This is a genomic window from Azospirillum formosense (assembly GCF_013340925.1).
GTDB lineage: Bacteria > Pseudomonadota > Alphaproteobacteria > Azospirillales > Azospirillaceae > Azospirillum > Azospirillum formosense.
Genome location: NZ_WHOR01000229.1, coordinates 1 through 9,531, shown reverse-complemented (window position 1 = coordinate 9,531; position 9,531 = coordinate 1). Strand labels below are relative to the sequence as shown.

9 protein-coding genes, 1 tRNA gene and 1 pseudogene are annotated in these 9,531 nt (G+C 70.5%); 8 read left to right on the top strand and 3 right to left on the bottom strand.

Features of this window, described 5'->3' with window-relative positions; all coding sequences use genetic code 11:
- Positions 1–140: 140 nt before the first annotated feature.
- The 7 genes from GBZ26_RS30905 to GBZ26_RS22705 all read left to right on the top strand — a co-directional run bounded on the left by GBZ26_RS30905 (position 141) and on the right by GBZ26_RS22705 (position 6,281).
- A complete protein-coding gene (locus GBZ26_RS30905) occupies positions 141–326 on the top strand; it encodes a GNAT family N-acetyltransferase (RefSeq protein ID WP_345772059.1) in 186 nt (61 codons plus the stop codon).
- Entirely contained in the window at positions 326–769 is a 444-nt protein-coding gene (locus tag GBZ26_RS22730) for a (deoxy)nucleoside triphosphate pyrophosphohydrolase (protein ID WP_149164075.1), read from the top strand. Before GBZ26_RS30905 ends, GBZ26_RS22730 begins: the two co-directional genes overlap by 1 nt.
- A gap of 208 nt (positions 770–977) precedes the next feature.
- Entirely contained in the window at positions 978–2,906 is a 1,929-nt protein-coding gene (recQ, locus tag GBZ26_RS22725) for a DNA helicase RecQ (RefSeq protein WP_174440803.1), read from the top strand.
- A gap of 81 nt (positions 2,907–2,987) precedes the next feature.
- Positions 2,988–3,062, top strand: a tRNA-Thr gene (locus tag GBZ26_RS22720).
- Positions 3,063–3,144: 82 nt separating this feature from the next.
- Entirely contained in the window at positions 3,145–4,707 is a 1,563-nt protein-coding gene (locus tag GBZ26_RS22715; protein ID WP_174440802.1) for a glycosyltransferase family protein, read from the top strand.
- Positions 4,708–4,876: 169 nt separating this feature from the next.
- On the top strand, positions 4,877–5,305 hold the full coding sequence (locus tag GBZ26_RS22710; protein WP_174440801.1) for a hypothetical protein: 429 nt from the start codon (positions 4,877–4,879) through the stop codon (positions 5,303–5,305).
- A gap of 61 nt (positions 5,306–5,366) precedes the next feature.
- Positions 5,367–6,281: an EamA family transporter gene (locus tag GBZ26_RS22705; RefSeq protein ID WP_174440800.1), complete on the top strand. Its 915-nt coding sequence runs from the start codon at positions 5,367–5,369 to the stop codon at positions 6,279–6,281.
- A 4-nt stretch (positions 6,282–6,285) separates the two neighbouring features.
- Here the strand turns inward: GBZ26_RS22705 and GBZ26_RS22700 are convergent, their stop codons facing one another.
- The 3 genes from GBZ26_RS22700 to GBZ26_RS22690 all read right to left on the bottom strand — a co-directional run bounded on the left by GBZ26_RS22700 (position 6,286) and on the right by GBZ26_RS22690 (position 9,207).
- A complete protein-coding gene (locus GBZ26_RS22700) occupies positions 6,286–7,569 on the bottom strand; it encodes a TRAP transporter large permease (RefSeq protein ID WP_174440799.1) in 1,284 nt (427 codons plus the stop codon).
- Positions 7,569–8,078, bottom strand: coding sequence for a TRAP transporter small permease (locus GBZ26_RS22695; protein ID WP_246653522.1), 510 nt, complete (start codon positions 8,076–8,078; stop codon positions 7,569–7,571). The genes GBZ26_RS22700 and GBZ26_RS22695 overlap by 1 nt, the downstream gene beginning before the upstream one ends.
- Positions 8,079–8,169: 91 nt before the next feature.
- On the bottom strand, positions 8,170–9,207 hold the full coding sequence (locus GBZ26_RS22690; protein ID WP_174440798.1) for a DctP family TRAP transporter solute-binding subunit: 1,038 nt from the start codon (positions 9,205–9,207) through the stop codon (positions 8,170–8,172).
- 116 nt (positions 9,208–9,323) lie between these two features.
- On the opposite strand from GBZ26_RS22690, the pseudogene GBZ26_RS22685 reads away from it, so the two are divergent.
- Positions 9,324–9,531 (top strand): annotated as a pseudogene (locus tag GBZ26_RS22685) (OmpA family protein); the annotation flags it as partial.

The window sequence follows — 9,531 nt, the reverse complement described above, 5'->3', positions numbered from 1 at the left end:
CGCCGCGTGTGGTGCGCGGTGGCCACTCGTGCGGCGGCGGGAGAGGGCGCTGGGGGGGGGGCGGCGGGTGGCCCAGGGCGGGGGGCGGGGCTGCTTGGTGGCCCGCCCCGCCGCCCCGGGGGGTGGGATCCGGCAGGGAGGTGCGGCGGCCCGTCGCCCCCGCCGCCTTCGCGCTGGGCCTGCCCCGCCTGTGGGCGCGGACCGCGCCGGACAACCACCGCTCCCGCCGCCTGCTGGACAAGATCGGCTTCCTGCCGCTCGACGAAGCCGACCATTATGAACTGACCGCCGGACGCTGGCGGTTCCTCACCCCGGAGACCGCGTGATGCCGGCCTGCTTCGATCCCTCCTCCACCCCGGCCCCCGGTTCGCTGCCGACCCTGCTGGTCGTCGCGGTCGCTCTGGTGGACGCCGACGGCCGCGTCCTGCTGGCCCAGCGCCCGCCCGGCAAGTCGCTGGCCGGGCTGTGGGAGTTTCCCGGCGGCAAGGTCGACGCGGGTGAGACGCCGGAGGCCGCCCTGGTCCGTGAGCTGAAGGAGGAGCTGGGCATCGACACGGCGGCGAGCTGCCTCGCCCCCTTCACCTTCGCCTCGCACAGCTACGAAACATTCCACCTGCTGATGCCGCTGTTCGTCTGCCGCGTCTGGGAGGGCGACGTGATGGCGCGGGAGGGGCAGAAGCTCGCCTGGGTCTACCCGAACCGCATGGGCGACTACCCCATGCCCCCCGCCGACGTGCCGCTGGTGGCGATGCTGCGCGACCTTTTGTAGCCGGCCGAGGAGCGCCACAGTTTTTCCCGCATCGCGCGATGCGCCACCCTTGTCCCCACGCTCTTTCCGGATTGCGACTTCACGAATCGGGTGATCTGTGCCACATCATAGCCGTCGGGTTCGCGATCGCATCCCGGCCACCGGATTCTGACCCGAACACCAGATTTCAAATCGTCCAGAGACGGACCCGCATCTGAACCGCATCGGCGTGGACTCGCTCTTCAATTTCAAGGCCCATCCGGCGGAGCCGGCCCAGGATCCCGACGGCAATCCCGCCCTGGAGGTGTTGCGGTCGGTCTTCGGCTATTCCGCCTTCCGCGGGCAGCAGGCCGACATCATCGCCCACGTCATCCGTGGCGGCGACGCGCTTGTCCTCATGCCCACCGGCGGCGGCAAGTCGCTGTGCTATCAGGTGCCGGCGCTGGTGCGCGATGGCGTGACGGTGGTGGTCTCGCCGCTGATCGCGCTGATGCGGGATCAGGTGACGGCGCTGCGCGAGCTGGGCGTGCGGGCGGCCTTCCTCAATTCCTCCCTCGACGCCGCCGAGGCGCGCGAGGTGGAGCGGGCCATGGTCCGCGGCGAGATCGACCTCGTCTATGTGGCGCCGGAGCGTCTGGTCACCCCGCGCTTCCTCGACCTGCTGGACCGCACCAAGCTCGCCCTCTTCGCGCTGGACGAGGCGCATTGCGTCAGCCAGTGGGGCCACGACTTCCGCCCCGAGTATCTCCAGCTCTCCATTCTGCACGAGCGGCACCCGACCGTGCCGCGCGTCGCGCTGACCGCCACGGCGGACGCGCAGACCCGCGCGGAGATCAAGGACAAGCTGGGGCTGACCGAGGCCCGCGTCTTCCTGTCCAGCTTCGACCGGCCCAACATCACTTACCGCGTCGTCCCGAAGAAGAGCGAGCGCCAGCAGATGTTGGCCTTCCTGCGGGAGAACCACCCCGAGGACGCCGGCATCATCTATTGCATGTCGCGGGCGAAGGTCGAGGACACCGCCAACTGGCTGAACCAGCAGGGGCGGGAGGCGCTTCCCTACCACGCCGGGCTGCCGTCCGAGGTGCGCGAGGCGAACCAGGACCTGTTCATCAAGGGCGAGGGCATCGTCATGGTGGCGACGGTGGCCTTCGGCATGGGCATCGACAAGCCGAACGTGCGCTTCGTCTGCCACCTCGACCCGCCCAAGAGCCTGGAGGCCTATTATCAGGAGACCGGCCGCGCCGGGCGCGACGGCCTGCCCGCCGACGCCTGGATGAGCTACGGCATGGCCGACGTGGTGGGCCTGCGCCAGATGCTGGAGCAGTCGGAGGCCGGCGATTCCCACCGCCGCGTCGAGCGCTCCAAGCTGGAGGCGCTGCTCGGCTTCTGCGAGACCTCCGCCTGCCGCCGCAAGGTGCTGCTGAACTATTTCGGCGAGACGCTGGAGGCGCCCTGCGGCAATTGCGACACCTGCCTGGAGCCGGTGGAGACCTGGGACGGCACCGTCGCCGCGCAGAAGGCCCTGTCGGCGGTCTACCGCACCGGCCAGCGCTACGGCGCCGGGCACCTGATCGACGTGCTGCTGGGCAACGCCACGGAGAAGGTGGCGCAGCAGGCCCACGACGCGCTGAAGACCTTCGGCTGCGGCAAGGAGCTGTCCAAGGCGGAATGGCAGTCGGTCTACCGGCAGCTCGTCGCCGCCGGCTATCTGACGGTCGATCTGGAGGGCTATGGCGGCTTCCGCCTGACCGACGCGGGCATCCCGGTCATCAAGGGCCAGCAGACGGTGAAGCTGCGCAAGGACCCAGTCGTCGAGAAGCGCCGCGGCGTCCACGACGCGTTGCGCCGCCACGTCTCCCGCGGCGGCTCCGCCCCCTCCGGCACCCTGTCCGGCGAGGGCGTGTCGCGGGCCGGCGCGCGCGGCGCCCTGTCGCCCGCCGACGACGCGCTGTGGCACGCGCTGAAGGACTGCCGCACGGAACTTGCCCGCGCGCAGGGGGTGCCGCCCTACGTGATCTTCCACGACAGCACGCTGCTTGAGATGGTCGCGACGCGCCCGATGGACCGCGCCGCCTTCGCCCGCCTGCCCGGCGTCGGCGCCCGCAAGCTGGAGCGTTATGCCGACCCCTTTTTGGACGTCATCCGCCAGAAAGGATAATTTTATCCATCTCCCAAAAAAGCGCTTGCGCCGGTCCGCCCCCCCGGTTAATTTCCGCGCCCACGACGCACCGACGTCGGCGCCGCAGTAGCTCAGGGGTAGAGCAACTGATTCGTAATCAGTAGGTCCGGGGTTCAAATCCCTGCTGCGGCACCACTCTAAGGCCCTGGAAGGTAACGCCTTCCGGGGCCTTTCCATATGTGGCATGACTCATCGCGCCCTTTTCCCAGCAAGGCCGATGCCCCAACCGCCCGCCCTTACCGACCTCGCCGCCGCGCTGCGCCGGCCCGTGACGAGCGGGCGGGATCTGAAAGCCATCGAAATCCTCTGCGAGGCCTTTCTCGACCGGCCCAGGGCCGAGCGGGCGCGGGCGGCGCGGGAGTTGCCCCGGCTGGCGCAGGGAGCGGACACGGTCCTTATGCTCTCGGCCATGGCCACCGTCTCGGGCGACCTGCGCTATTACGACGAACTGCTCGACGCGATCGAAGGCAACATCGCGCAATCCGGGCTGGAGGGGTTGCTGCACATCCACGCCGGCATCGGGCGCCAACTCTTCCTGATGCGCATGGACCCGGCGAGCCGCCCCGGCTTCTTCGAGGAACGGCAGTTCCCCTTCTACCGCCGCATCCTCGGTGAGATCCGCCGCCGTCAGGCCGTCGTTCCACCCGCCCGCCGGGCCGGGGGAGCGGGCACCGGACGGGTCGTGCTGGTGACCAACCAGTTCCTGTCGCTGCGCCACCAGCCGTCGCGGGACCTGCTGTCCTACGCCGCCCTGCTGGAGGACCGCTGCGGGCGGGAGGTGGTGATCCTCAACACCAACATCATGCCGGCGGAGGTGCACAGCCTGTTCGTGCCCTCCTTCGCGGCGTCGGTGGAGCCCACCCTCTCCGGCGATCAGCGGATCGAGGCGGACGGGCGCGCGTATCGGATGCTGTCCTCCGTCGAGCCTTGCGTCAGCCCCGGCAAGATCGCCTGGTTCCTGGAGGCCATCGCGGCGCTCGATCCCGACGCCGTTCTGTCGCTCGGCGGGTCCTGCGTCGTGGCCGACCTGATGGCCGGGACGCGCCCCACCCTGTGCATCCCGACCACCAGCGGGGCCACCCTGTCGCTGGCCGACATCGTGCTGGATTTCGGTGGCGGCGCGGCGCCCACCCACGGCCCGCTGGCCCAGTCCTGGCGTCCCTTCCGCTTCCTGCATTCGCTGGCCGGGGCGGCGCCGCGGACGGACGCGGCGCGCGCCGCCTTCGGGCTGGAGGAGAACGCCTTCGTCTGCGCCGTCGTCGGCAACCGGCTGGACGATGAGGCGGACGGAGCCTTCCTCGCCATGCTGGAGGCGCTGTTCGACCGCGTGCCGCGTGCCGTCACCGTCTTCGCCGGGCACGCCGAAGCCCTGCCCCGGCGGCTGGCCGCGTCCCGCCACGCCGGACGGCTGTGCTGCCTGGGCTATGTGTCGGACATGGGCGCCCTGCTGGCGGTCTGCGACGCCTATGTGAATCCCCGGCGGACCGGCGGGGGCGCCAGCGCCGCCGAGGCCCTGGCCGCCGGGGCGGTGCCGCTGTCGCTGCCCGGCGGCGACGTCGCCAGCGTCGTCGGTCCGCGCTTCACCCTCCCCGACTACGGCGCCTTCGTCGAGCGGCTGGCCGCTCTGGCCGCCGACCCCGCCGCCCGGGCCGCCGCCGCCGCGGAGGCCCGCGTCCAAGGGTCGCGGCGCAGCGGGCCGGAGGAAACCGCCGCCGCCCTGTCGCGCCATCTCGACGAGGCGACAACGCTGTTCCACGGCCGGCGTCCATTGGAGGAGTGATCCGGGCGACCTGATCCGGCCCGCCGCCGTCAACCGCTTTATCGCACAGGCGGAGCAAACTCCCGGCTTGCTTTGGCGCCGGTGCCTTTCCAATATTCCGCGCTCCCCGACCGGGCGTCCGCTGGGACGCCACGGCGGGCGTCTTATTTTCTGCAACGAGGACCTTTTCATGCGCGCCTTCGACGGCCAGCATTCCGACAACGTCGCCATCAAGCGCACGCGGGAGCAGAAGCAGCTTCAGCTCCAGCAGTTGAAGGAGCAGCTCGCCACCCTGAAGTCCCACGCGGCCCCGGCGATCCGTGAAGCGCTGGTGAAGCGCATCGCCGAGCTGGACGCGGAGATGCGCCAGCCGCCGAAGCCGCCGCGCGAAGGCCGCGGCGACGGTCCCCGCGGCGAGGGGCGCGGTCCCCGTGGCGATGGTCCCCGTGGCGATGGTCCGCGCGGTGACGGCCCCCGAGGCGACCGCCCGCGCCGCGAGGGTTTCTCCCGCAGCGAGTCCTTCCGGTCGGACGGTCCCCGTGGTGATGGCCCGCGCAGCGATGGTGCGCGTGGCGACGGCCCCCTGTCGCCCTTCGCCTCCCCGCGCCGCCGCGGCTGAGCCGCGGCCCGTTTCATGATGCGTCCAACCCCGACGCGCCCAGCCCGATGAGCCGCCAGCCGTGAGCGACAACGCCACTCCCGCCCGCCGCCGCCTGTTCGATCAGGCGTGGCTCCTGATGATGCTGCCGCCGCTGTTCTGGTCGAGCAACGCCGTCCTGGGCCGCGCGGTGTCGGGCGAGGTGCCGCCGGTCGGGCTGGCCTTCTGGCGCTGGACGCTGGGGATGCTGCTGGTGCTGCCCTTCGCGTGGCGGCACCTGCGGCACGACGCGCGGGCGCTGGCCAAGCAGTGGCCGGTCGTCCTGCTGCTGTCGGCGCTGGGCATCGCGGTCTTCAACACCTTCCTCTATGTGGGTCTGCACACCACCACGGCGCTGAACGCGGTGATGATGCAGTCCTCCATGCCGGTGCTGATCGTGCTGATGAGCCTGGCCCTGTTCGGCGACCGGGTGACCCCGCGGCAGGGGGTGGGCATCGCCGTGTCGCTGGCCGGCGCCCTGACGCTGATCGCGCGGGGCGACCCGGCGGTGCTGATCGGGCTGCAACTCGCCGCCGGGGATTTGTGGGTGCTGGCGGCGGTGCTCGGCTACGCCGCCTACACCGCCCTGCTGCGCCGCCGCCCGGCGGTGCACGGCCTCAGCTTCATCGCCGTCACCTTCGCGGGCGGCGCGGCGATGCTGCTGCCCTTCTATCTGTGGGAAAGCGTCGGCGGGAACCCCATGCCGATCACCCCGACGGCGCTGGGGGCGGTCGCCTACGTGGCGCTGTTCCCGTCGATCGCCGCCTATCTCTGCTTCAACCGCGCCGTGGCGCTGGTGGGCGCCAACACGGCGGGGATGTGCATCCATCTGATGCCGGTGTTCGGGAGCGTCCTCGCCATCCTGTTCCTCGGCGAGCAGCCCCACCTCTACCACGCCGCCGGCATCGGCCTGATCGCGGCGGGCATCCTGCTGGCCACCCGCCGCACCAAGACCTGACAGGTTACAGGTAGCCGAGCTGCCGGGGCAGCCAGAGCGCCAGCTCCGGCACGAAGGTCACCAGAACCAGCGCGCAGAGCATCGCCGCGACCATCCACAGCACCCAGCGCACCGTCGATTCCATGCTGATGCCGGCCACCCGCGTGGTCACCATCAGGTTCACCGCCATGGGCGGGGTGAACTGGCCGATGGCGAGGTTCATGGTCAGCATCACGCCGAACCACACAGGGTCCCAGTGGAAGGCGGTCATGATCGGGGTCAGCAGCGGCAGCAGGATCAGGAAGATCGACACCGCGTCCAGCACCATCCCCAGCGCCAGCAGCGCCACGTTCAGCAGCAGCAGGACGAGGACCTCGCTGCCCACCCCCTCGATCGCCAGGGCGGCCACCCGGTCGAAGGCGCCCATCGTGCTGCCCGCCCAGGCGAAGACGCTGGACAGCGCGATGATGAGCAGAACCACGGCGGACATCTCCGCCGCCTCGGCCAGCACCTCGTACAGCTCGCGCCAGGTCAGGCTGCGGTAGACGAAGACGCCGACCGCCAAGCCGTAGAAAACGGCGACCACCGCCGCCTCGGTCGGGGTGAAGGCGCCGGTGCGCAGGCCGCCCAGGATGATGACCGGGGCCAGCAGCCCCCAGATCGCCTGCCGCAGGCTGCGCCAGAAGGGCGGGCGCGGCCCGGCGTCCTTCAGGCCGAAACCGTGCTTGCGCGACAGCCAGATGGTCGGCGCCAGCAGGGACAGCCCGGCCAGGATGCCGGGAACCATCCCCGCCGCGAACAGCGCCGGCACCGACGCCTGCGGGACCAGGACGCTGTAGATGATGAAGGCGACCGAGGGCGGGATCAGGATGGCCGTCGCCGCCGCCGCCGCGATCACGCTGGCCGAGAAGGCCTTGGGATAGCCGGCCTTGTGCATGGACGGAATCATCACCGTGGCGACCGCCGCCGCGTCGGCGGGGCCGGAGCCGGAGATGCCGCCCATCACCATGCAGACCAGGATGGCCACCACCGCCAGCCCGCCGTTCTTCGCCCCGACGATGGAGGACGCGAAGGTGACGAGCTGCTTCGCCACGCCCGCCCGCTCGAAGATCAGGCCGGCCAGGATGAAGACCGGGATGGCCAGCAGCGGATACTTCGCGATGCCGGCGTAGACGTTGGTCGGAACCGACAGGATGCCGAGCTGCGCGTCCAGGATTGCCAGCGACCCGGCCAGCCCCAGGGCCACCGCCAGCGGCGCGCCGATCACCAGCAGCAGCAGGAAGCCGCCGAACAGAATCGTCAGCGCCATCAGGCGGTCCCCTTCGCCGTGCGGATCAGGCGCCCGATCACGCGCAGGGCGACGACCGCCGACAGCAGCGGAAGCCAGACCGTGTAGAGCCATTGCGGGTTGCCCAGGCCGGGCGAGGTCTCCTCGAACCGCCACTGGTCGTAGGTCAGGCGACCGCCGTACCAGACGAGCAGGCCGAACATGGCGAGCGCCGCCGTCCAGGCCACCAGCTCCGTCACCCTCCGCAGGGACGGCGGCAGCTTGTCGGCGATGAAGGTGATGCGGATGTGCCGGTCAGCGGCGGCGGCGACGGCGGACCCGAACAGCGTCATGACCACCAGGAGGAAGATCGAATATTCCTCGGTGAAGGCCAGGGACACGTCGGTCAGGTAGCGCGTCACGACGTTGGCGAAGGTGACGAGGCACAGGGCGGCCATCGACAGGGCGGCCAGCGAACGCTCCAGCGTCACCGGCACCCGCGTCTTGGGCTGCTCCGTCGCCATGCCGGCTTCCAGCAGATCGTTGTTCATCGGAAAAAATCTCGACAAAGGCCAGAGGCCTGCCCCCTCCCCAACCCTCCCCCGCCTTCGGCGAGGGAGGGGGCGGGCGCAGGCCGCAGGCTTACTTCCGGTTGGCGACGGACGTCTCGGCGGCCTTCACGAGGTCGGGGCCGATGGTCTTGGCCCACTTGTCGTAGACGGCCTGGGTGGCCTTCTGGAAGGCCTTCTGCTGCTCGGGCGTCAGCTGCACGACCTCGACGCCCTGGGCGGCGATGTCCTTCAGCAGGCTGTCGTCCTGGGCGGTGATGCCCTTGCGGGCGATGGCGACCTCCTCCGCGGCGGCCTGGACGGCGGCGGCGCGCACCGCCTCCTGATCCTCCTTGGACCAGCTGTTCCAGACCTCCTTGTTGACCACGAAGATCAGCGGGTCGGCGACGTAGCCCCACAGGGTCAGATGCTTCTGGCCGAGCGTCGGCAGCTTGCCGGCGACGAACACGCCGACCGGGTTCTCCTGCCCGTCGACGGCGCCGGTGGACAGGGCCGGCTGCGCGTCGGCCCAGCTCATCTGCGTCGGGTTGGCGCCCAGCGCGGTGAAGGTGTCGAGGTAGAGCGGCGAGCCGACGACGCGGATCTTCAGGCCCTTCAGGTCCTCCGGCGTGCGGATGGCGCGCTTGGAGTTGGAAACCTCGCGGAAGCCGTTCTCGCCCCAGGCCAGCGGCACCACGTCCTTGGTGGCGAGCAGGTCGAACAGCTGCTTGCCGACCGGCCCCTGGGTCAGCGCGTCCATGGCCTTGTGGTCGGGCATCAGGAAGGGCAGCGAGAAGAGGTTCAGCTCCTTCACCTGCGGCGACCAGTTGATGGTGGAGCCCACCGCCATGTCGATCACGCCCTGGCGCAGCGCGGTGAATTCCTTGGTCTGGTCGCCGTTCACCAGGGCGGAGCCGGGATACATCTTCACGTTGATGCGCCCGTTGGTCTTCTCCTTGACCAGCTCGGCCCAGCGGTCGCCGCCGATGCCCCAGGGGAACGGCTTGCCCAGCACGGTGGACAGCTTGTACTCGGCCTTGTAATCCGCCGCCGTCGCGCCGTTGGCGATCACGCCCGGCAGAACCATGGCGGCCAGCGCCAGACCGGCGAACAGCGCCTTCATCGACTTCATTCTTGTTTCCTCCCACATACCGCAAACGAAAGATCGGACCGGGATCGTACAGAGGCGCGCACGACTGTTCCACGCGGAATTTGACGGCCGGCCCCCAAGCTTGGGACAATGCGGGCATGCATACGCGCAAAATCCCAACAATCGGGGCATTGATGGTCGGGCTGGCCCTTTCCGCGGGTCCGGCCCTGGCGCAATCGGCGGCGGCGCCCGCCGTCCCGCTCGGCCCCAACCCCAGCGAGTGCGAGATCCAGGCCGCCCTGTTCGGTGCCGCCGGCCCCGGCTGCCCGCCCATCGTGATGAAGCGCCCGCCGCCGCCGCCCGTCG

Excerpts from the sequence above, each read along its gene's own strand:
- GBZ26_RS22730 (WP_149164075.1), top strand. The coding sequence starts at position 326 with ATGCCGGCCTGCTTCGATCCCTCCTCCACCCCGGCCCCCGGTTCGCTG.
- GBZ26_RS22715 (WP_174440802.1), top strand. The coding sequence starts at position 3,145 with ATGCCCCAACCGCCCGCCCTTACCGACCTCGCCGCCGCGCTGCGCCGG.
- GBZ26_RS22710 (WP_174440801.1), top strand. The coding sequence starts at position 4,877 with ATGCGCGCCTTCGACGGCCAGCATTCCGACAACGTCGCCATCAAGCGC.
- GBZ26_RS22700 (WP_174440799.1), bottom strand. The coding sequence starts at position 7,569 with ATGGCGCTGACGATTCTGTTCGGCGGCTTCCTGCTGCTGCTGGTGATC.
- GBZ26_RS22695 (WP_246653522.1), bottom strand. The coding sequence starts at position 8,078 with ATGAACAACGATCTGCTGGAAGCCGGCATGGCGACGGAGCAGCCCAAG.
- GBZ26_RS22690 (WP_174440798.1), bottom strand. The coding sequence starts at position 9,207 with ATGAAGTCGATGAAGGCGCTGTTCGCCGGTCTGGCGCTGGCCGCCATG.